General features: G+C 44.8%; 18 protein-coding genes and 1 tRNA gene. 4 read left to right on the top strand and 15 right to left on the bottom strand.

All coding sequences use genetic code 11. The features are described from left to right. Positions 1-102 precede the first annotated feature (102 nt). The 12 genes from AB1I50_RS00435 to AB1I50_RS00380 form a co-directional block, all read right to left on the bottom strand. Positions 103-191: transfer RNA gene (locus AB1I50_RS00435), tRNA-Ser, on the bottom strand. A gap of 105 nt (positions 192-296) precedes the next feature. Further along, positions 297-554: a GIY-YIG nuclease family protein gene (locus AB1I50_RS00430; RefSeq protein WP_407724258.1), complete on the bottom strand. Its 258-nt coding sequence runs from the start codon at positions 552-554 to the stop codon at positions 297-299. Then, entirely contained in the window at positions 544-1,905 is a 1,362-nt protein-coding gene (locus tag AB1I50_RS00425; RefSeq protein ID WP_407724257.1) for an MATE family efflux transporter, read from the bottom strand. The genes AB1I50_RS00430 and AB1I50_RS00425 overlap by 11 nt, the downstream gene beginning before the upstream one ends. A 171-nt stretch (positions 1,906-2,076) precedes the next feature. Next, positions 2,077-2,373, bottom strand: coding sequence for an STAS domain-containing protein (locus tag AB1I50_RS00420; RefSeq protein ID WP_407724256.1), 297 nt, complete (start codon positions 2,371-2,373; stop codon positions 2,077-2,079). Further along, positions 2,370-3,560 (bottom strand): CapA family protein, encoded by a 1,191-nt coding sequence (locus AB1I50_RS00415; RefSeq protein ID WP_407724255.1) that lies wholly within the window; start codon positions 3,558-3,560, stop codon positions 2,370-2,372. The genes AB1I50_RS00420 and AB1I50_RS00415 overlap by 4 nt, the downstream gene beginning before the upstream one ends. A 9-nt stretch (positions 3,561-3,569) precedes the next feature. Continuing rightward, entirely contained in the window at positions 3,570-5,264 is a 1,695-nt protein-coding gene (locus AB1I50_RS00410; protein WP_407724254.1) for an ATP-binding SpoIIE family protein phosphatase, read from the bottom strand. Positions 5,265-5,376: 112 nt separating this feature from the next. After that, entirely contained in the window at positions 5,377-7,110 is a 1,734-nt protein-coding gene (locus tag AB1I50_RS00405) for an MATE family efflux transporter (RefSeq protein ID WP_407724253.1), read from the bottom strand. 14 nt (positions 7,111-7,124) lie between these two features. Next, positions 7,125-13,058 (bottom strand): non-ribosomal peptide synthetase, encoded by a 5,934-nt coding sequence (locus AB1I50_RS00400; protein WP_407724252.1) that lies wholly within the window; start codon positions 13,056-13,058, stop codon positions 7,125-7,127. Between the two features lie 231 nt (positions 13,059-13,289). After that, positions 13,290-14,201, bottom strand: coding sequence for a translation elongation factor Ts (gene tsf / locus AB1I50_RS00395; RefSeq protein ID WP_407724251.1), 912 nt, complete (start codon positions 14,199-14,201; stop codon positions 13,290-13,292). A 39-nt stretch (positions 14,202-14,240) separates the two neighbouring features. Continuing rightward, positions 14,241-14,978, bottom strand: a complete 738-nt coding sequence (rpsB, locus tag AB1I50_RS00390) for a 30S ribosomal protein S2 (RefSeq protein ID WP_407724250.1) — start codon at positions 14,976-14,978, stop codon at positions 14,241-14,243. Between the two features lie 198 nt (positions 14,979-15,176). Next, positions 15,177-16,001 (bottom strand): hypothetical protein, encoded by an 825-nt coding sequence (locus AB1I50_RS00385; protein WP_407724249.1) that lies wholly within the window; start codon positions 15,999-16,001, stop codon positions 15,177-15,179. Positions 16,002-16,316: 315 nt separating this feature from the next. Further along, the gene (locus AB1I50_RS00380; RefSeq protein ID WP_407724248.1) at positions 16,317-16,604 is read right to left on the bottom strand and encodes a PRC-barrel domain-containing protein; all 288 of its coding nucleotides are present in this window, start codon (positions 16,602-16,604) and stop codon (positions 16,317-16,319) included. Positions 16,605-16,710: 106 nt separating this feature from the next. Between AB1I50_RS00380 and AB1I50_RS00375 the strand changes: the two genes are divergently transcribed. From AB1I50_RS00375 to sigE, 3 genes are all read left to right on the top strand, one after another. Then, positions 16,711-17,580, top strand: coding sequence for a DegV family protein (locus tag AB1I50_RS00375; RefSeq protein WP_407724247.1), 870 nt, complete (start codon positions 16,711-16,713; stop codon positions 17,578-17,580). 226 nt (positions 17,581-17,806) lie between these two features. After that, on the top strand, positions 17,807-18,613 hold the full coding sequence (locus AB1I50_RS00370) for a sigma-E processing peptidase SpoIIGA (protein ID WP_407724246.1): 807 nt from the start codon (positions 17,807-17,809) through the stop codon (positions 18,611-18,613). Further along, complete coding sequence (sigE, locus tag AB1I50_RS00365; RefSeq protein WP_407725348.1) at positions 18,613-19,308, top strand: RNA polymerase sporulation sigma factor SigE; 696 nt, start codon at positions 18,613-18,615, stop codon at positions 19,306-19,308. Before AB1I50_RS00370 ends, sigE begins: the two co-directional genes overlap by 1 nt. A 51-nt stretch (positions 19,309-19,359) precedes the next feature. On the opposite strand, the gene AB1I50_RS00360 is transcribed toward sigE, so the two are convergent. From AB1I50_RS00360 to pfkA, 3 genes are all read right to left on the bottom strand, one after another. Continuing rightward, positions 19,360-19,686: a hypothetical protein gene (locus tag AB1I50_RS00360; protein WP_407724245.1), complete on the bottom strand. Its 327-nt coding sequence runs from the start codon at positions 19,684-19,686 to the stop codon at positions 19,360-19,362. A gap of 71 nt (positions 19,687-19,757) precedes the next feature. Continuing rightward, the gene (locus tag AB1I50_RS00355) at positions 19,758-21,269 is read right to left on the bottom strand and encodes a hypothetical protein (protein ID WP_407724244.1); all 1,512 of its coding nucleotides are present in this window, start codon (positions 21,267-21,269) and stop codon (positions 19,758-19,760) included. 69 nt (positions 21,270-21,338) lie between these two features. Then, entirely contained in the window at positions 21,339-22,307 is a 969-nt protein-coding gene (gene pfkA, locus AB1I50_RS00350) for a 6-phosphofructokinase (RefSeq protein WP_407724243.1), read from the bottom strand. Between the two features lie 181 nt (positions 22,308-22,488). Here pfkA and AB1I50_RS00345 point away from each other — a divergent pair, with 181 nt between their 5' ends. Next, positions 22,489-23,442: a glycosyltransferase family 2 protein gene (locus AB1I50_RS00345; protein ID WP_407724242.1), complete on the top strand. Its 954-nt coding sequence runs from the start codon at positions 22,489-22,491 to the stop codon at positions 23,440-23,442. Positions 23,443-23,455: the final 13 nt, after the last annotated feature.

Below are 23,455 nucleotides of genomic sequence, written 5' to 3'. Positions count from 1 at the left end.
ATAAACTCACTACTTTATAGATATTATACATTTTTGTAACATAAACGCTATGAAAAAGGAAGTACAAAAAAAGAAAAACGCCCTTTTGGGCGTTTCCTTTTTTGGCGGAGACGGTGGGATTCGAACCCACGGTGCCCGGAGGCACAACTGATTTCGAGTCAGTCCCGTTATGACCACTTCGATACGTCTCCATATATTATACTATAATGATTTGAAAGATAAAACGTTTATCCCCAATCACCTGAAGTATTATAACACATAAATTTCAAATAAGCAAGTTATAAACAAAAATATTTTTATTTATGTTCAAACATACCAATAAGCTTCAGTTTTTCTTCTCTTGTCAGCCTTTTAATATGGTATTCACGGCTCATGGCTTCCTGCTTTGTTTCGAATTGCTCAAAGTATGCAAGCTCGACCGGTCTGCGTGTACGGGTATATTTTGAAGCCGTGCCGGCATTATGAGCCGAAAGCCGCTTTTCAAGATTGTTAGTCCATCCGCAGTAAAGCGAACCGTCGGCGCATTTGAGAATATATGTATAATTATCGCTCATTTTCAGCTTCTCCCCTGCTTTGTTCGGTGTTCTTCGGAAGTTTACGGAAAAATCTTACCGCTAAAATTGCCGACGGAATAACCGCCAAAGTTACCGTGAGCGGCTGCGCCTCCTGAATTCCGCTCAGTCCGCGAACGTTTGAAAGTATAAGCAACAGCGGAATAAAGAAAAGACCGTTTCTCAGCGTTGAAAGTACCGAAGCGCCGAGCTTTTTGCCTACGCTTTGCAACGCCATTTCGGTTATCATACAAAACGGAAGGAACAGTTGGGCAATCCCCTGCAAAACAAGCGCCCTGCTGCCGATTTCCATAACCGTATTATCATCACGGAAAATTCTTACAATCTCTCCCGGGAAAAGGATTAGTCCAACAGATATAACAACAACTATAATCTCCGCCAGCATAACAGAGAAATAAAATGCAGTTTTAAGCCTGTCGTACTTTTTCGCACCGTAGTTAAAGCCGCAAACCGGCTGAAAGCCCTGCCCTACTCCGAGCGCAAACGAGAACGTGAAAAAGATTACGCGCGACACTATGCTCATAGCCGCAACAGCCGCGTCGCCGTACACTGCCGCGCAGTTGTTGAGTACAACCGTGCTCAGCGAATTAAGTCCCTGTCTGAGCAAGCTCGGCAAGCCTGTACCAATAATCTCAGGCAAAAACTTCGGCACAATCAGCTTAACTGACAACCTGCACTGGGTTTTATGAAGCAGGAACATCGAAAGTAACACGAAGAATCCAACAATTTGAGAAATACAAGTCGATAAGCCTGCGCCTGCAATACCCATATTTAAGCCGAACATCAGTATCGGATCGCCTGCAATATTCAATACCGCTCCCACAATCAAGCCAATCATACCGAGCGTAGCCTTGCCCTCATAGCGTAATAGATTATTCATAGTAAAGCTTGCGGTTATAAACGGTGCGGCTACCAAAATATAGCTGATATACGTTTGAGCATATGGCGAAATTGTTTCGGTACTGCCAAGGAGCATTACAAGAGGTTTAAGTACAAAGGCGCTGATAATTGCGACCACAGCGCCGAATAATAACGTGAAAAAGAAACCGGTTGAAGCGATTTTTGAAGCCTGTTCCGTGTTCTTTGCGCCGAGAAGCCGTGAAATTATACTACCCGAGCCGTTGCCGAACATAAAGCCTATCGCCTGCAAAACTGCCATAAACCCGAAAACAATTCCGACTGCTCCGCTTGCGGAATTTCCGAGCTGACCGACAAACGCCGTGTCGACAAGATTATAAACGTTAGTGACCATCATACTGATAATCGCAGGTATAGACAGCTTTATAATCAGTCTTGACACAGGAGTTTTTGTCATTTTATCAAATTGTGACATACTTTTCGTTTTCATTGTCATCACGCTTCATAAAAACAAGAGCCTCCGTTTAAGCGGAGGCTCAAAATTCCATATTAGAATTATTCACCATAGAAGTGAAGCATTTCGCCTATTTGGCTCAATCGTATGACTAATTATAACAAATAATTGCCATTTTCGCAAGTAAAAAAATTATCGGATGTTAAGGTAATCGGCAAAGCCTGTGATGTTGAAAATCTCCATAACTTTTTTATTTACGTTTTTCAAAACAAGCCCGTTTTTATCCTCAAGCAAATCATTGGCATTCAAAATTGCTCTCAGCGCGGCTGAACTCACATACTCAACACCTGCCATATCAAGCGTCAAGGAGTCGTTTTTTGATCCAAGCTCGTTGATTTTGCTCTCGAATTCTTCCACGGTTACGTGATCGATTTTTCCCTCGGGAGCGATTACAGGCGCTCCGTTTTCTTCATAAACGTTGATTGTCATTGTGTATTCTCCTTTGTATCTTTTTCTTTCAGCAAATCGCTGAGGATTTGATTGCCGACTTCATTAAACTCCTCGTTTCGCATAAACATCTGAATTCCGAGAAGCTGTTCACGTGTGTAGGAATTTTTCAAGTATTCGATTAATTCCTTCGGACTTAACTCTTTTCGCTTTTCGGAATCCGCGGGATTTATTCCGCGTAAAGCCCAGAAAAACATATTAGTCCAGTTTGCGCAGTCTTTACCGAACTGTTCTTCAAATTCCGCTTTTGCGGTTTTATCTTCCTCAAGCAGTTTATCATGAACCTTGCTTCGTGCGTAAAACTCGCTTAGGTCTTGTTGCTCGTCATATAAGCAACCCTTTTCCGTACGCAAAATACGGTGAGGCTTTGCAGTAAAGCCGTTATCGGTAATGTCAAGCTCCAGTACCAAGCCTTCTGCCAAAAGCGGCGTAACATCATCACGGAAATGGAAGCAGAAATTACCCTGACCATACAGAAAATATGAATTATTATATCGTTCTTCTTCACCGATTGCATGCGTATGCTGTGAAATTACAACATCTGCGCCGTTGTCCGCCATGCGGTGAAACCGAGTGCGCATTTTTTCACTGTTATAATGCGTGCCCTCAATACCGCCGTGATAAAACACAATCAAAAAGTCGCTCTGCTCTTTGAGCTCCTTTAGCTCACGGCAAACGCGGTATTCGTCGTAAAGATTAACCCCCGGAAAATCCTCACGCGGAGCGTTCTCAAATTGCTCGGTGACATTATATAGAATGATTTTTCTTCCGCCGTCGTCAATCTCGGCATAGCTCTTGACAGACTTTGAATTATCGCCCCAGCCGAAATACCCTATGTTATTTTCAGACAGAGTTTTGCAGGTGTCAAGATACCCCTGCTTTCCGTAGTCCATCGAATGGGTATTGCCGAGAGTCGCGTAATCAATACCGAGGTTTTTTATAGCCTTGATAGTATCGACAGGAGCTTTTATACTCGGGCCGATTTTTTCAATCGGCGTGTCGCTGTCGGTAAAACAACCTTCAAAGTTACATATTCTGTAATCCGCTGAACCAAACAGCGTGCAGAGCTTTTCTCCGAACAGCGTCTTAACATCCCCTGCTCTAAACAATTCATAATTACAAGGCATCGGGAGAAGATCGCCTGCGATAATTATTTTTGTATCCTTCATACAACCTCCTTAGAAATCCATTTCCAACGTCAGGACATTGTGACCGTCCAAATATGCGTAGCCGGTATCGCTCATCAGCTTTTTCACAATGAATATACCCAAACCGCCCGGGCTGCGCTCGGAAAGCGGCAAAGTGATGTCGGGCTCCTGAACAAGAAGCGGATTGAACGGCTTGCCCTTATCCTTAAACATTATCGTCATTCTGCGGTCACGGCACTTGGTCAAAATTTCTAGCTCACCGCCGTTTTCGTAGGCATAGGATTCAATGTTAGCGAGAATTTCGGACGTTGCGATAGAAATATTGCTCACAGTCTGACCGTCGCAGCCTGCTTCGGCACATCGTTCGCAAATGTAGTCCGTAACGCTGTCAAATGTCTCTTTTGTGAGGAAAAATGTTTTGCTGTCAGGCGGCGTAACCTTTAGATAATCCTTGAACGAAAGCGCCAAAATAGTTACGTCGTCTTGGTGTTCTTTGCCGTTTTCAAACTCTTTTACCGACTTGCGAATGGAGTTAACCAAATCCTTTTGGTTTTGCTCTTTATTAGTGTCGATAACTTCAATCAGCCTGTCGTCGCCGTAAAACTTCTCGTCAGGCGACTGCGCCTCGGTAACGCCGTCGGTATAAAGCACAAGCTTATCTCCCGGATTAAGCTTTGTACGGTTTTCCATATACCGTACCAGCTTTTTTCTGCCGAGGACAAAGTTTGGTTTTTCAACCAAAAACTCGGCTTTACCGTCCTTGCGGATAATTACGGGGTAATTATGTCCTGCGTTTGAGAACGACAAAACTCCTGTTGTCAGGTCGATATAGCCAAGCCAGCTTGTAACAAAAAACTTTGCGGGATTTGACTGCTGCAAATAGCGGTTTGTTTGCTCAAACACCTTATCGGTAAAGTTATGCGATTGAGCGTAAACCTTAATCAGCGTTTTTGCCAAAGTCATAAACATAGCCGCAGCCATTCCGTGACCTGAAACGTCGCCAATCACAATCGCCAAATGCGTTTCGTCAATCAGAAAATAGTCGTAAAAGTCTCCGCCGACCTCAGTCGCGGTAGTCATATCGGCATAAACTCCGTAGGAATTGTTGTCGGGAAAATCCCTCGACAAAATACCCTCTTGAATATTGCGTGCAACATTAAGCTCCGCCTCGTTAGAGAGGTTTTTGTTCATCAGCTCGCCCTGCTTGATTGTAAAACTCCTGCTGTTGAACGATAAATACACAGAAACTATTATCAACGCAAACGCGGCAATCAATAAAAAGCTTCGGTTCTGAAGTAACGAAACAATATTTTCATCCGCAAAGTTGAACGCTGTCCGAAACATTGAAAAAAAGTTGTAAACAATTCGTCCGTTGTCATCGAACATCGATTCCGCTACCGACATAAAGCAGATGTACATCATAAGCAAGCACAGCAGTCCGGTAACAGCGGTAAAACGCGGACGCAGATAAAAGCTGTTTATAATTGGCAAGAGGATAAACAGAAACGCTCCCAGCTCGTTAAATCCGCAAAGGAAGAAAATCGCTACCATTATCAGAAAATTATCTACATATTTTATCCACGGATAGCTTTTTTTTCTGAAAACTACGTTGATGATAATACCCGGCAAAAGTATAAAACCTGCTCTAAGCCCAAAATAAAACCGTGTATCATCCCAATCGTTTAGCAAAATATAAATCAGCGCAGCTGCCTCAAGCGCAATCATCAGCATTAAATAGATAAAGTTAATGCGCTGTTCGGCTGAGCGGAGTAAATCTCTTGTGTATTTTGATTGATTTGATATTTTTTTATTATTTAGTATACCGCTCACCACCCTGCTAATAACTTACGGCAACATTAGTGACGTTAAAGCCCAAAACACGGTTGTAATTAATAGATGAGCTTAACATTCTTACAAGCTCCAAGCCTGTAATGCGCTTTCCGCTGTTGTCAATGTAATCGGTGGGGTCAAATTCAGCACCGTTGTCGCGCAGACGGACATTAACCTTGTCCGGCATTACACGCACACACACATCAACGGCGCCGTTGCCTTTATTTTTTGAATAAGTCGCGATATTATGACAAAGCTCCTCAAGGGTAACTCCGATAGCGTTGACGGTATTTTCGGGAACATTCTGCTCCTTACAGAATTTCATAGCCTCCTCGGACGCGCGGATAGCCTCGGGAATCTCGTTCTTAATAGAGAAGTCGTACATAACGCCATCCTCTTCCTCGATACCGAGAATGTTCTTTTTATTTTGTATTTTTTTACTGATTACCATGGCAATCAAGGTTATTAGTACGGTGACAGCCTTTGAAACCGGGAAGGACATCCACAGCCAGTAAATATCGTAATGAGCGAACCAATACATAAGCGGAACGATTGTGAGAACTCCGTCGAGCATTACAAGCAAGTTGGCAAGTCCACGTTGTTTCGTCGCCTGGAAAAACGTTCGCATTACGTAAATTACCGCGAGTATCGGGATGTTTATTGAGAATATGCGGAAGGTGACCGCAAAAATATCGGCAGTAGCCGCGTCGTTAAGTCCGTATAGCGCGGCAAGCTGAACAGGAAACAGCTCAGATACTATCAGCACGAATACCGACAGCGCAACGGTGACAATCATACCATACCGCAGAGTTATCCGCTGACCGTTCGCGTCCTTTTCGCCGTACAATGCGCCGAGAATCGGAAGCAAAGTCATTGAAGCGCCTTCTACCAATATAAACGCGAGGCTGTTCAGCGAGAATGAAACCGATGCGATTTTACCGCCCATAACTCCCGTGAACGATAGGATAATCGCGTTTGTAAAGAACAATCGCAGGAAGTTGCACACATAGATAAGTGCCGAGGGAAGTCCAACGCTGAAAATCTTTCCGAGCATTTTCAGCTTTTTAAGCGCTTCCTTTGTAAAGTGAACCGTGCGCTTTGCCGACTTGAAGTAAATCAGAGTAAGTAAAGTTCCTACGACATAGCCTGTAACCGTCGCCCAGCCTGCTCCGGCAACTCCCCAGCCGAAAATCGCCATATAAATGTAGTCGCAAATCAGGTTGATTATATTAGCGACAATCGGAAGCGCCGTTGCCAGCTTACGCAAGCCGTCGGTTCTGGCGTAAGCCGCTGTCTGGTTTACAACTGCCACAAGCGGAGTGAGTATCCAAAGCGGCAGGAGGTAATCTATTACCAGTCCGACGAGTTCCTCTTTGCCCTGAGCCAAAATCTGGGCAGTCGGTACCATTGTGGCGATGCCGACTATTGAAATTAAAACCGTTGAGAGTATTCCTGCCCAAAACGACAGTGTAAACACCGCGTCGGCGGATTTTTGGTCACGCTTACTTTTGTGAATGACCGAAAGCGTGTTGCCGCCGAAGGTAAACATCGCAATCGGAATACTACGCAGAAATACAATTGAAGTAGTCAGGTTGATGGCGTACAACTGCACCGTTCCGAGTATTTGACCGACCATAATGCCGTCCAAGATACTGGAAAGATAGGTTGAAGCCGTCATCGCCAGTGTAGCCACCAACAGACTTCGGTATTTTTTATTCAGAAGTGTACCGTTTCGTTTCATTTTCCATACCCTTCTTATCGTTTGAGGTTATCCTTGCGGAAGAACAGGAATCCGCGGAGAACGTTAATAAAGTCGTTAACGTATTTTTCGTTGCTCGCGTTCCAGAAGAAACCCATACGCGCGAGGATTTGTGTTGTATAGTGAGCTCTGCACGGAAGCGCTACAATCTTTTTGCCGTGGGCGGTGTTCATATACGCCGTCATACTCGAAAGAATAGCCGCCTTGTCGGGATCCTTCTGCGCCTCATTGAGCGCCTCGGCAAATACATCGTACTCAACAAATTCAATGTTGTTTCCGCTCTTGTTCATCTGACGAATAATATCACCGAGCGGCAGGGTGTGGTTGTTAACCGCGTTGAATACACAGCATGCCTGCGGCGTTTTTGCAAGCTTTAGGAATGCTTCGCAGGAGCGGTCAATCGGGCCCATACAAACCTGATTTTCAATCATAGCGTACGGGAAGCAGCCAAGCAGGCTGTAGCTGCGCAGTCTGCCCATAAAGTTGTTGGTGAGGAAGTTAATCTGGAATTCGCCGTCAGACTCACGCGCGGCAAGCGTACCTACACGGATAACCTTAGCGTCCAAGCCCTCAGCCGCGGCTTCGAGAACCTTCCTCTCGCCCATAAGCTTTGACGAGGTGTATTTGTTGTCGAGCGTCTGACCGAAGTACAGCGACTGCTCGTCAAGGTCAGCCCTACTGAGCTTTTCCATATCGTCCGTAGTACCGGATACCGAAACGGTCGAGAAGTGAATCAGCCTTGCGCCGATTTTTTCGCACAACTTGATGGAGTTAACCGCACCTCCTACGTTGATATCCTCAATGTCGGTGCCGTTTGAGAAGTGCTTAACGTTAGCTGCACAGTTGAACACGGTGTTAACCGGCAGGCTTTCAAATGGTTCAAAGTACTTATAGTCAGTAACGTCGCCGTTTAATACCTCAACGCGCTCGTTAAATTCATCCTCCAAATCTGTTCCGAAGTAGTAGAACATAATGTTTTCCAAACGCTCGCGTGCGGTATCAAACTTGCCCTTACGAATCATACAGTAAGCCTTACCGCTTTCGCGTTTAAGGAATTCCGCAAGCAGGTGAGCGCCCATATAGCCGGTCGCACCGGTAATCATAACGTTGCCGAGGTCGCGGAGCGGCTCAGACTGGAACGCTTCAACGGTGTTTTTGGAGAGGAGCTCATTAATCTTTGTATAGTCGTAATCGTCAAAATCAAACAGCTTGTTTGTATCGTTAACCTCGCCGTCCTTGAACAATTCAGCCAAGGCGCGCGGAGTGGTGTACTTAAATACATCGCCGTAGGTAATCTCAAAGCCGTTTTCGGAAGCGTCGAGCACTACCGAGGTAACGATCAGCGATGTTCCGCCGATTTCGAAGAAGTCGTCGGTTGCGCCTACGCGGTCGAGCTTAAGAGCCTTCTTAAACGATTCGCAGAAGAATTCCTCAGTAGCGTTGGCAGGAGCAACAAACTCTCCGAGACTTACAGGTACGGGATCGGGCAAAAGCTTAACGTCGGTTTTGCCGTTCGCGGTCATGGGCATTTCGTTAAGCTGTAGATAAGCGGTCGGCACCATATAATGAGTGAGGTGCTTTTTCAGCTCGTCGCGAAGCTCGTCGATGACAATCTCCTTATCTGCGGTAAAGTAAGCGCAGAGGTTGTCCTGACCGTTGAGCTTGCGGATAATTACCGTAACCTTCTTGATACCCGGCTGTGCGGCGATTAAGCCCTCAATTTCACCGAGCTCAATGCGCAGACCTCTAAGCTTAACCTGGTTGTCAAGTCTGCCGAGAATATGAACCATTCCGTTCTTATCCCACTTTGCGTAGTCGCCCGAGCGGTACATACGCGCGTTATCGTACTCAACAAACGCCGCGGCGGTCTTTTCGGGCAGGTTCTTGTAGCCCTTGGCAACGCCGATACCGCCGATATACAGCTCGCCGATTACGCCGTACGGCGATGTATCACCGAATTTATCGACAATAATTTCATTGTAGTTAAGGAGCGGTCTGCCGACGGTTACATACTCGGCGTCGGTCAAATCGGCCGCGTTACATGATACGGTAATCTCGGTTGGGCCGTAGGTGTTGACAATCTTTATGTCTGACGAGCACTTCTTAATATCGTCGCGAAGTGAAATCGGATAGCCCTCACCGCCTGACATAACGAGCTTGCACTTTGCAAGAGCGTTCTTAAACGGCTCATAGTCCATATACTGCTGTAAACGCGACGGAGTTGCGTTGATACAGTCAACGCTGTATTTGTCCATCAGCTCGGCAAGTGCGCGCGGATCGTTCATCTCATCCTCGGCGGCAAAGACAAGTGTTTTGCCGTTGCAGAACGACGCTGTGTGCTCCTTAAACGACATATCGAACGAAACAGTTGTTACTGATAGATATGTAGTTACATTATTTTTAAGATAGTAAATATGCGAGTTAGCAGGGTGCGGAGTGAGGTAGTTGCAGATACCCCTGTGATGGAGCATAACGCCTTTGGGCTTGCCTGTTGAACCGGAGGTGTAAATCATATAGCTAAGCTCGCGGTCGCTCATTTCAACATCAGGGTTATCGGTCTTGTTGCCGATAATAATATCAGCAACGTCAATCGCCTTTTCCGCGGGATAATCAGCGAGCTTGTCGCTTGTAGTGATAATGAATGAAGCCTCGCTGTCAGCGATGATATGGTTAATTCTGTCGGCAGGATACTGAGGATCGCACGGAATAAACGCCGCGCCTGCCTTGTTAACTCCGAACAGACAAGCAAAGAAACAGCTTTCTCTCGGAAGCAAGAGCGCTACGCTGTCGCCAGTTTTAATTCCTCTGTCAATCAGGTTGTTAGCGACAATATTCGCTTTTTCGTTGAGCTCGCGGTATGTTAAGGCAGCATCCTTGGCGATTAACGCAGTCTTGTCAGCGTTTTCTGCCGCACTGCGCTCAAACATTTTATGTAAGAGTGTTTCGCTGAGTTCAGCCTTTGCCTCGGTCTTAAAGCCGTCGAGAACCGCCTTCTGCTCCTCAGGCAAAGCCAGAGCGTCGCGGACGGTCTTTGTGTTGCCGCCAAGCAGACTTAAGGTGTGCTTGAGCTGACCGATAAAGTTCTCAACAACAGCGTCCTCAAGGAGCTCTGAGGAGTACTGAACCATAAAATGAAGTCCCTTTGCTCCCTTGCGGATAACAATGCCGATGTCGCGGCTCATTTTTTGAAGCGGAGAATAAAGCTCAACACTCAAGCCGTCCTTGTCGTACGCAGGCGGATTCCACATAAAGTTTACGCTCACATCAAACATCGGATTGCGAGATTCGTCACGCTGTTTAACAAATTCAGCGACAACATCCTCAAACGGCAGATATGCGCCGTAGGTTGCGTTGCGAACAGCGGTGCTTACCGACTGCAAATAGTCGCTAAGCGAAGCTGTTCTCTGAGGTTTAACGCGAACCGGAGCGGTATTTACAAACATACCGATTACGTTGTCGGCGTCTGCCGGGCGCATATTTGTCGGAATTCCGAGCACTACGTCCTCGGAAGCGGTGTATTTTCCGAGCACCATTGAAACCGCCGAGAAGATAAGCTCAAACTCGGTAACGCTGAAAAAGCGTGCGGTGTTGTCTATTTTTTTTAGTTCATCGTTGTTATAGTCAAATGTAATCTCCCTGTCGGAAAGCGGATGCACCTTCGGGCGCTTACCCTTTACAGGCATTTCGTTAACAGGAACACCGTCGGCAAACAGCTCGTGGTAGAAATCCATACCGCTCTCGTACTTAGCATTAAGGCTGTCGTCGTACAAATCTGACAAATCAATTTCCGAAGCGGTTACTTCTTTGCCGTTCAAGCCGTCAATAAGCTCCTGAACAAAGGTCTTTGCCGAACCGCCGTCAAAGGCAATGTGGTGAATTGCCATATGCAAAATCACGCTGCCGTCGGCTACAGAGTAAAGAGTCGGACGAACGGGAATTGCCGTATTAAGATTAAACGGTACTGCGTATTCGTCGATTATTTTAATAACTTCCTCGCGTGAAGAAGCGGTTTTCTCAGCAATTTCGGGCGTTTTATCGGTCAAAATGCGGACGGGCAGTCCGTTTTCCTCTCCGTAATAAGAGGTAAACGCCTCGTGCGCCTTAAATACGGCTGTCAGGGATTTTTTAATAGTCTCTAAATCCGAGCCCTTGATAATCGCGGCGATGTTGAGGTTGTAAACCGTTGAGTTTTCGTTAATCTTCTGCTCAAGGTACATTCCGCGCTCGGACGGTGTAAGCGGATAAACTCTCGCCTTTTTCTCCTTCTTTACGCGCTCTTTTCTGCTCGCCTTCTGAATAAGCAGGCGCTCAATCATCCTCGGAGTTTTGCCTGAGAAGATATCGGCAGTGGTAATCTTATAAACTCCGCACTTCTCCGATACCATGGCGCACTTAATCGAATCGCCGCCGAGAGCGAAGAAATCATCGTCAACGCCGACATTCTCTACGCCGAGAATGTCCTCAAACGCTGAGCAGAGAACCTTCTGCATATCGGTTTCAGGCGCGATATATTCGTTCTTGAAGCTGCCTGCCTCGGGAGCTGCAAGCGCGTTTCTGTCAAGCTTGCCATTTTGGTTAACAGGAAGCTTGTCGAGCTTTACGAAGAAAGCAGGAATCATATATGAAGGAAGCTTTTGCGCGATATCGGCTTTAAGCTCGTCGGGATTTATGGGCGAACTCTCAACATAATAAGCCACAAGGTAAACCTGGCCGTACTGGTTCTTAAAGTCCTTAAGAGCCGCGTCGTGAATACCGTCTGTCTGCTTGATAATCGCTTCAATCTCGCCGGGCTCAACACGCTGACCGTTGATTTTTACCATCCAGTCCTTGCGGTTGAGGTAGATAATATTGCCGTCCTCGCCCTTTTTGACAATATCGCCTGTTTTAAGCAGCTTTGCAAAGCCGTCCTGCTCCATAAAGGGATTATCGACAAAGGTTTTAGCGGTTTGGTCGGGCAAGCCTACATAGCCGTCGGCAAAGATACCTGCAAGGCAGAGCTCTCCTTCGTCAGCCTCGTTTCCGTTTTCGTCGAGAATATATGTGCGTACATCACCGATAGGCTTACCAATCGGAGTGTTTTCGTACGGCTTGTCTATCTTAAACGCGAGAACAGCGCCTGCGGATTCGGTCTGTCCGTACATTACATAAATATCAAATTCATCGCTGGCGGTATTGGATACTCGCTCGCTTCCTGTAAAGACAGTGCGCAGGCAATCGCCCTTTTGCTTAAACACCTTAAGCATTTTAGGGCTGATAAAGGTACGGTTAATTTGATTTTCCTCTACATACTCAGCAAGCAATACGGGATCGCGCATTGCTTCAAACGGCATTAAATACGCAATTATACGGGCGCAGAGAGGCGCGAAAACACCTTGAACTGACGCAACAAAGGTAAACGGTGCGCCTAAAGCCGCGTGAGCGCCTTCGGGGGTATCCGCATAACTAACGTAGCGCATAACCGAATCGGTAATGCTCGCGTGCGAATGGAGCACGCCCTTGGGCTTTCCTGTTGAGCCCGAGGTATAAATCAAAAGTGAAGGATCTTCGGGGTTTGGAACAGCGAGTTCCTGCAAAGGAGTTTCGTTTTCAATTCCACGCAAAAACTTATCGTTGATAACCGCCTTAGCACCGCAGTTACCGCGTATATACTCCAAACGCTCCTCAGGATATGTCGGTGATAGCGGCGCAAAAGCCGCGCCAACCATCCATACCGCATACATCGCGGCGATATATTCCTTGTTGCGCGGAAGCTCAATTGTAACAAAGTCGCGGTTTTTAACGCCCATTTTACTTAGCTTGGCGGCAATTTTACGCGCGTAAGCGTCGAATGCGCCGTATGTAAAATAATTATTCTCTCCCTGATCCACAATTATTGTAAAGTCAGGGTACAAAGTTACATTTTGTCTGATTTTGCTGATAATGTCGTTCACGTTAATCTTCCTTTCTCTTTGATAAATTGCTAATACTCTTTAATTATAATACATATCTTTTCTATTGTCACGTATTTTTCGTTAAAAATAACCGAATTTTACATATCGGATTGATTTTTAACTTTTCTAAAGCAATTATAACAAACAGACTGCAACAAAACCATAACAAATTGCAGAAAAAAAGTGCGATAAAACCAAACGGCTTTATCGCACGATTAATCCTGGATAAAATTATTTTACCATTGAAGCAACTTCTGCAGCGAAATCATCCTGTCTCTTTTCGATTCCCTCGCCCTTTTCAAAGCGAACGAATTTAACGATGTCGATGTTGCCGCCAAGTTCCTTGGCTGTGTTCTTTGTATACTGAGCAACAGTGAGCTTGTTATCCTTAACGAACTCCTGGTCTACAAGGCAATTCTCCTTGTAGTACTTGTTAATCTTACCCATTACAATCTTATCAGCGATAGCCTCGGGCTTACCCTCGTTGATAACCTGCTGACGCATAACCTCTTTTTCGTGGTCAATAACCTCAGCGGGTACGTCGTCTCTTGTGAGGTAAGGAGTGTTAAGAGCTGCAATCTGCATTGCAACGTCCTTGCCGTAAGCAACGAACTCGGGCTTTGCAGTGAGGTCTGTGTTGAAGTTTACGAGAACGCCGATCTTGCCGCCTGCGTGAACATAAGCAACGCAAGCGCCTTCCATACGCTCAAAACGGCGAATCTGAATGTTCTCACCGATTGTAAGAACCTTCTCCTGGAGAAGCTCTGCAACAGTCTTGTCTGAGCCTGTAGCCTGAAGTGCGAGAAGAGCCTCAACGTCAGCGGGGTTCTGCTCGATTACTGTAGCTGCGCAAGCCTTAACAAACTCCATAAATGAGTCGTTCTTTGCAACGAAGTCTGTCTCTGCATTAACTTCGATTACAACACCAACCGAGTTGTCGTCGCTTGTAGTAGCGTAAGCAACGCCCTCGGCAGCGATTCTGCTTGCCTTTTTAGCCTGCTTAGCAAGGCCCTGCTCTCTCAAAAAGTCAATAGCCTTGTCCATATCGCCGTCAGCCTGAACGAGTGCCTTTTTGCAATCCATCATGCCGCAGCCTGTTTTTTCTCTGAGTGCTTTTACATCCTGAGCTGTAAATGCTGCCATTATGAAAACATCCTTTCAAATAGTGATAGTAGTATTTAATTATTCCTGGGCAGGAGCTTCCTCTGCTGTATCCTCAGCAGCGGCTGCGCCCATCTGTCCTTCTTTACCCTCGATTACAGCGTTAGCCATAGCGCCTGCGATAAGCTTAACCGCGCGGATAGCGTCGTCGTTGCCGGGGATTACGTAGTCGATTTCATCGGGATCGCAGTTTGTATCAACAATAGCAACAATCGGGATGTTGAGCTTCTTTGCCTCTGAAACGGCAATTCTTTCTTTTCTGGGGTCAACAATGAAGAGTGCGCCGGGCATCTCTGTCATATCCTTGATACCGCCCATAAACTTCTCGAGCTTTTCAATCTCAAGGTTAAGCTTGATAACTTCCTTCTTAGGAAGGAGATCAAATGTGCCGTCCTCCTGCATAGCTCTGAGCTGCTTAAGACGAGCAATTCTTCTGCGGATAGTAGCGAAGTTTGTGAGCATACCGCCCAGCCATCTTGCGTTTACATAGTAAGCGCCTGCACGCTCTGCCTCTTCCTTAATGGAATCCTGAGCCTGCTTCTTAGTACCTACAAAGAGTACGTTCTTGCCTTCTGCGGAAATCTCACGAACAAAGTTGTAAGCTTCCTCGAGCTTTTTAACGCTCTTCTGAAGGTCGATGATGTAGATACCGTTACGTTCTGTGAAGATGTACTCCGCCATCTTAGGGTTCCATCTTCTTGTCTGGTGACCGAAGTGTACGCCGGCCTCCAGGAGTTGTTTCATAGAAACTACTGCCATTTTTATTTCCTCCTTAGGTTAAAACCTCCGCCATGCCTTGGTTTTTGCCGGGATAAATACCTGCACAAAAAAGCGCAGTCACCTTGCCGGCAGGCATAGGCGTGCGAAATGCTTATATATTATACCATAAAAAATAAAAAAATCAAGTGCTTTTTCATAACACTTGATTTCTTTAAGCTAATTAAATTAAATACTTAATTACTCGTTGAGATCAAAGAATCTCATTCCGCAATACTCGGTAACGAAGTTCTGAGTTTCGTGCCAAGCGCTCTGTCCGATGTAGAAAACAATGATTCTGTGGTTAACAGCGGAACCGCCCTGGTCAAAGATAAAGGAAACAGCTTCCTTTACAGCTGAGTTAGGCTCGGTTGCTGTTGAACCGTAGTAACCATAGTCAGAAATAATTTCATCTATAGAAGTAGTATTTGAACGAACCATAGCGTCTCTGATGCACTGCGCTACAAGTGAAGCTCCGTAATAGCCTGTGGAGCCTGCCTCGCCCATTACAAGTCTTTCGAGCTTAGCTCTGTCGTAAGAAGAAAGGCTTAATCCGCCGACCGAACCGTTTGAAGTGCTCTCGGAAGTCTCTGATGTTTCAGACTCTGACGACTCCTCGATGCTTGACTCTTCCTTTGAAGAAGTCTCTTCCTCTTTTGCCTCGGTCTTAGGCTGAGTTTCGGCTTTCTTTTCTTCTTTCTTTTCCTCCTTAGAGGATTCCTCGGGTTTTGCGGTTGTCGGTGCTACGGTTGTCTGAGGCTCAGTAGCTACAGGCAAAGTTACCTCTACACAGTTGTTTGTGATTACTGCAGAAAACTGGTCTGCGTTTCCTACTGCCATGGAAGCAGCCTTGCTGTCCTCGTAAGCGTCAACATTGGGTGCCAAGGTTGTTGTGGGGATAATAAGAATTGCGGCAGTAATAACTACAGCGGAGATTGCTGAAAAGAGTTTTACGCCTTTTTTTACTTTAACCGGCTTAACAGCCTTGTCATCACTTCCGTAGTGTTTAAGGTTTGAAGTTCTCAAAAATTTGTCCTCCCTTGGTTACTGCGCAAATCACACACGCGTATATAATAAAAAAGTATATTCGCGATGTGCTTTGGTTGAAATGCGCAACGTCTTTAGTCGTAAAATTTTATCAAACACACAATTTCAAGTGTATTAAAACACATAATTTGTCAAATTGCAAGTCCGACTGCTCAAAATCGCCTGTAACCTTTGTTACCCTTTTGTTACAACTCGATTTTTAATTGCTTTACGAAATTATAACTTGTGCACTTTACACAAAACTAAATTCTTTTTGATGTTTATTCTGCCGAAAGTTGAAAAACTTAAAAAATTTCAATTTTCCCTGAAAAACAGCCGTTTTTTGGGCTTTTTTTGGGGTTTCGGCTTGTGGCACGAAATTATGACGGCGTCCTCTCCAATTAGCCTTATTTTCTCCCACGGAATAATATAATCTTCGCGTTTTCCGAATATTCCAAATAAGAAAAATCGACCAAATATTACAAAAGCTACAACTTTTGCACTATTTTTATCCAATATGAGGTCATCAATATAGCCAATTTTCACACCATCCACTTCGCTGATAACTTCCTTGCGTCTCAGGTCGGAAAATCTGCAATCCATACTCATTCCTCCACACCAAATATCTATGCAGAATGACCACAATGTATTCATTGACTTTTATATTTAATGATGATAAAATAGTATCGTTACGAAAGGAGTAAGATTTATGAATTATGTATTTATGACCGACGCTTCATGCGACTTGACCGAAAAGCTCGTCAGCGAAATCGGCGTCAGGGTTATTCCTATGGAGTTTGAGATAGACGGAAATTACTACCTTCACTACCCCGATTGCAGAATGATGAGCCTTGAGGAATTTTACGGCCATATCAAGGACGGCGTTGTTCCCAAGACAACTCAGATTAATATTGAGGGCTTCAAAAACGCCTTTGAACCTTACCTTAAGGCAGGCAAGGATATTCTTTACACAGGTATTCCGAGCGGACTCAGCGGTACAATCAATACCTGCAAAATTGCCGTAGAGGAGCTTTTGGAGAAATATCCCAACAGAAAGATTGTCGTTATCGACTCCTGCTGCGACTCCGCAGGACTCGGATATCTTGTATATCACGCCGGCAAAAAGTATGCCGCAGGCGAATCGCTTGAGGATGTAGCAAATTATATTGATGAAATAAAGCAGACTATCGGTCACTGGTTTGTCGTAGACGACCTTGACCTTCTCAAAAAAGGCGGAAGAATTTCCTCCGTTGCCGCAACCTTCGGCAAGGCTTTGCAGATTAAGCCGCTTATCAGCGTTGACGAGACAGGCAAGCTTGTAAACGTCGGCAAAATCAGAGGAAAAAGCAACGTTATCCCAACTCTGGTTGAAAAATTCAAGCGCGACAGCAAAAATATGAAGAAGGAAACCGCGTTTGTCGCCCACGCTGATAACCTTGAAGGCGCAAAAGAGCTTAAAAAGGCGATTAAGGGACTTTGCAAGAACGTTGAGATTTGCGAACTCGGCCCGGTAATCGGCTCGCACGTTGGCTCGGGAATGTTGGCGGTGCTCTTCCTTGGCGAAAGAAACCTTAAATAATAAGTATCATTTAAAACGACAACACGCAGAGAGTTTTGTGCTCCCTGCGTGTTTTATTATGCCGTTTTTGCTAATCTCTGCTGTAAAACAGCATACTCATAAGCGCTACGCCCAAAAATCCGCCTATAAATGTTCCGATGATTATACCAATCAGCATATTTTTCCTCCTGTACTTTTTTTGACATTTATTATTACATTCCTGTGCGATAATAATAACGGTGATTGTGTGAAAACTGTTTATGTGGATGTGCTTGTGACTGTTAATATTTTTACAGACTTTTTCCTGCTTTTATGCGTTAAAAAGTTCCTCAATATCCGCGCGAAGCTGATAAGGATAATTTTGGGCAGCTTTATCGGCGGAATACTCAGTCTCACGGCGCTTTTGCCGAAAATTCCTGCCGGGCTTAATATTATAATTGATATACTCTTTGCCGCTGTGATAGTCTTTTTCGCGTTCGGTAAAACGGAAATCAAGAATTACATTAAGAGAGTTGCGGTGTATTTAGGAATATCATTTTTCTTTTGCGGAATTATGATTTTTATTTATACCGCGTTTAAGCCAAAGGGGATGGCAATTTACAATGACGTTGTTTACTTTGATATCTCCCCTGTTCTCTTAATTATTCTTACCCTGATTTGCTACTATATTCTATGGCTGTTCAAAAGACTTACAAAGGGTGATTTATCCAAAGCAGTCTGTGATGTTAGTATAGTAACGAACGGTATGAAAACAGAATTCCGCGCCGTTGCCGACACGGGATGTACCGTAAAAGAGCCTTTCTCGTCAGATTATGTGATTATCGCGGAAAAAGAGCTGGTTGATAATTTGTCTTTTGACAACAGCAAAATTAGAATTATTCCGTTTAATTCGCTCGGCGGAAAGGGAATTTTGAAGGGTTATAAGCCCGATAGCGTATTAATAAACGGAAAAAACATTCAAAATGTCTACATAGGAATATGCGAAAACATAATAAAAAGCGAGATAAAGGCGATTGTGCCATATGAGCTGATAAAGAATTGCGAGGTTATATGATGCTTAGAATAATACTTAAAATTAAAATGATTTTGCTTAATTTCAACGAGGTTTTTTACATAAACGGAAGCGATACCCTTCCCCCGCCGCTGAGCAAAGCCGAGGAACAGAGCGTTATGAAGCGGATTTCCGACGGCGACGACAGTGCAAGAGAGCTGTTGATTGTCCACAATCTCAGGCTTGTTGTGTATATAGCGAAGAAGTTTGAATCACCGAGCGCAGGAACAGAGGATTTAATTTCGATTGGCACAATCGGGCTTATCAAGGCAGTAAACACCTTTTCTCCCGAAAAGAACATAAAGCTCGCAACCTACGCTTCACGCTGTATTGAGAATGAAATTTTGATGTTCCTCAGAAAAGCTTCTCAGCTTAAAAATGAAATATCAATCGACGAGCCGCTCAACACCGACTATGACGGCAACGAGCTGCTGCTCTGCGATATTCTCGGCTCGGAAGCGGACGAAATAAACATAAATCTTGAAAACGAGGTCGATAAACACCTCGTGCTCCACGCTATATCCAATCTAAAGGACAGAGAATGTAAGATTATGGAGCTTCGGTTCGGGCTGAACGGCAAAAAAGAACACACTCAGAAAGAAGTTGCCGACAAGCTCGGTATTTCTCAGTCATACATATCAAGGCTCGAAAAAAAAATTATAAGAGAACTACGTACCGAATTGAAAAAAGCGATATAAAAATGCAGGGGTGTTATGAATACGCCCCTGCATTTCTTTCGGCAACACGGCTCAGTTACTACTCATATCGCTTTCGGAAACCGAATCGGTAGTGTCCTGAGTTTCAACCTCGTGCTCCACCATACTGCCCTCGTTGCCGATAACTCCGTCTCCGTCGCTTACTTCGCCGTTGTTCTTCATCTTCTCGGCGTTATCATCAACGGCTGAGCCTGCCTTTTTAAGTCCGTCGCCTGCGTCGTTTACAACCTTGTCAGCTCCCGAAACGACATTTGAAGCCGCTTCGGATACCGTGGAAGCGGTATTTTTTCCTGCGTTGCAGCCTGAAAAAGCCGCAAGCGAAATAATTAACGCAAAAGCAATCGCTAAAAATCTTTTCATAATATTCATCCTTATACAAAAAATAATAGCGTCGACACTCGACGCCATTATTTTTTACGTATTTAATTTATTTATTCGTGTTTCGGAAAAATATCTTCATCGGTAATAACATTTTCAGCTACAACCTCTCCTGCGATATAAACGGTAATTACAACGTTGCCGTTTTCGTCATACGAAATTGCCTTTCCCTCGCGAGTGCCCATAGAATAAGGGCAAACCTCGCTGAAACTGCCGTCGGAATCGAACCTTGCTCCTACTCCGTCGGGCGTGTTTTCAGTCCAATTACCAACATGCATTGTGCCGTCGCTGTGGCGGAAGCCTACGCCTCTGCCGTTTCTGTAGCCGTTCTCCCAATCACCTACAAAGTTCGGCTTACCGTCCTTGTAGTAGCTTACACCGAAGCCTTCGCGCTTGTCGTTATTATAACTGCCCTCGTAAACGGTAATGCCGTCGGGAGATACTGTTCTGCCCTTGCCTATTCTCAGACCGTTTTCATCAAGACTGCCGTAATATGAGTACTCGCCTTGGTCGGTCTCCTTTACCATATCCGGCTCAGGCTCGGGTTTAACCTCGTATTCGGGCTTAGTTTGTGTCTTTTCCTCTGCTTTTTCTTCAGTTGTTTTCACTGCATTTTCCTCAACTGTTTCCTCCGGCTCAATCAAAGCCTCAGGCTCTGTTTCTTCGACAATTTCCTGTTCGATTTCAACTTTTTCCTGCTCTGAAGGCTCATCATCGGGAGCAGAGTATGAAGCGACCTCACCGAATATATTTTTATTGGTTTTATGCGCCTCGTACAAAATACTCTTTATTTTGTCATAAGCGGAATATTCGCCGGTGTTTTCTTTCTTTTCTTCAACAAAGATTTCTTCCGTTTTATAATCCGCGTCGCTGAGATAATCTGCATTTTCCAAATCAAGCGGTTTTACAGCAGGCTTTGTAAAGTCATCAACAGTAAAATTAAAGCCCTTTTCATCGCCGTTTTGATTTTCAACAGCTTGCATATCGGCAGGCTTAAAGGTGGAATCGTACCTTATCATACCGCAGTTTGAGTAGATTATGCAGACGCTTTTTTGGTTGAGCAAATTTTCCGACGGATAAAGATATTCGGTAACCTTTTCCCCGTCTGCGTTAATCTTATCATATTTTATGCAGATAACGCCGTCAATTGTCACGGGCTTAACGGTAGCCAAAAGCGCGTTTTCCCTAAGATTATCATAATATTCCGTGGCAAGCCAGTTATGGAAGTTATCAAAATAAAGCCTTTTATAAACAACGCCGTTGCCGCCGTAAGTCAAAACGCAGTAAACCTCGTCAGAAATACGCTTTACTGTCTGATACGGGCTGTTATTGCTCGTAACCTTCCACAGCAGCGCCTCACCTTCCCTCATTGTATAAGATAGGTTTAGTGTGCGGTTGTCAACTTCAACGTCGGTTTTTTCGGACTGAGGATAGTGGTGAGAGTTAAAATAGTTAGCCCTCACTCCTGCCAAAGCGTCGTTTTTAAAATCAAGCTTTTCGAAATCCGCCACAAGAGCCGAATATATAATCATACCCTTAGAAAGTCTTTGTACATCTGAAAGCATATTATAATTCCTTTCCGGAAAAATTAAGGGCGAACACCGTCCGCCCTTAAAAGCAAAATAAATATTAGATTAAATAGAGATTGTCATTGCAACCTTGTAAAGCTCCATATCAAATACGCGCTCCATACTGAGAGCCTCGTCGATATCAAGGTCGGTAATCTTGCCGTCTCTCATAACTACAACGCGGTTGCCAAATCCTTGATTAAGAAGTTCAACAGCCTTATAGCCCATCTGGCTTGCAACAACTCTGTCGCGAACTGTAGGAGTACCGCCGCGCTGAACATGTCCTAGGATTGTAGCTCTCGCCTCAATACCAAGGCGCTGCTCGATGTACTTAGCAAGATCGTTAACCTTTCCAACACCCTCCGCAACAACAATAATAAAGTGCTTTTTACCTGTTTTTTGTGTATTGATAATTCTGGAAATTACGTCCTTCTCGATATTAAACTCAACCTCGGGAACGAGAATTGCCGTTGCGCCTGCGGAAATACCTGTCTGCAAAGCGATATCGCCGCAGCGTCTGCCCATAACCTCTACGATTGAGCAGCGGTCGTGTGACTGAGCGGTGTCGCGGATACGGTCAACCATATCAATGGCGGTGTTCATAGCTGTATCAAAACCAACTGTGTACTCCGAGCAGGCAATATCATTATCAATAGTGCCGGGAACGCCGATGCAGTTAATACCGGCATTTGTAAGAGCCTGAGCTCCTCTGAACGAGCCGTCGCCGCCGATTACAACAACGCCGCTGATACCCATACTTCTGCAGTAGTCAGCCGCACGCTCCTGAGCCTCTTTCTTCTTGAACTCCTCGCTTCTGGCGGTATAAAGCATTGTTCCGCCGTTGCCGATAATCTCGGAAACCGACCTGAGATTCATCTCTTTTACATCGCCGTTCAACAATCCGTTATAGCCGCGGTAAACGCCGTAAACCTTCATACCCATATTAATGCCCGAACGTACAACTGCTCTGACAGCCGCGTTCATACCGGGGGCGTCGCCGCCGCTTGTAAGTACCGCAATAGATTTCTGTGACATATTTATACCTCCAAAGGATTATATTCTCGTTTTTATTATAATACAAACCAAAAATCTTTACAAGGGTATTTTTGTATTTAAGCAGGATTTTTTACAAAAAACTTAATATAATGCGCGATTTCTTGACATTTAATTAAAAAAATAATATTATAAATGTATATTTTAGTTTGAAGGTGAGAATATGACAAAGCTTTACCTGGCTATCCCCTGCTACAATGAAGAAGAAGTTTTAAGGGATTCCGCTGAAAAACTGCTCAATAAATATAATACGATGATGAGTGAGCATAAAATTACCTTTGACAGCAAGATTGTCTTTATCGATGACGGCTCAAAGGACAGAACATGGCAGATTATTTCTGAGCTCCACAGTGAAAATCCTGTATTTCAGGGAATTAAGCTCAGCCGCAACAGAGGTCATCAAAACGCGCTTTTGTGCGGACTTATGACCTTAAAGGACAAGGCTGACGCTGTAATTTCAATCGACGCCGATTTGCAGGATGACATCAACGTTTTTGACGAGATGGTCGCAAAGTACGAGGACGGCTGCGACGTTGTATACGGCGTAAGGTCAAAAAGAGAGACAGACACCTTCTTTAAGCGCTTTACCGCTGAAGGCTTCTACAAAATCCTCAACCATATGGGAGCAAAGGTTATCTTTAACCACGCTGATTTTAGGCTTATGAGCAAAAGAGCGCTTGAAGCTTTTTCGCTGTATAAAGAGACAAATATTTTCCTCAGAGGTATGGTTCCGCTTATCGGCTACAAATCCGATATCGTAACCTATGAGCGTTCCGAAAGGCTCGCCGGAGAGAGTAAATATCCGCTTAAAAAGATGCTCGCACTCGCGTGGGAAGGCATTACCTCGCTCAGTATTCAGCCGATAAGAATCATCACTTGGGCCGGACTAATCATCTTTTTAATCAGCCTGATTATGGTAATTTACTCGATTATCGCTTTCTTTGCCGGCTGGACTGTAAGCGGTTGGGCAAGTACGCTGTGCTCAATCTGGGCGCTGGGTGGTTTGCAGCTTTTGGCTATAGGCATTATCGGAGAGTATATCGGCAAAATTTACCTTGAAGCAAAGCGCCGTCCGAGGTTTATTGTTGAAACATATCTCGGTGACGACGAAAAATAATACAAAAACAAAG

The organism is Ruminococcus sp. NATIVEDY161, assembly GCF_045819895.1.
Classification (GTDB): Bacteria; Bacillota; Clostridia; order Oscillospirales; family Acutalibacteraceae; genus Ruminococcoides.
The sequence above is the reverse complement of the archived record's forward strand: the minus strand, read 5'-3'. Positions and strand labels throughout refer to the sequence as shown.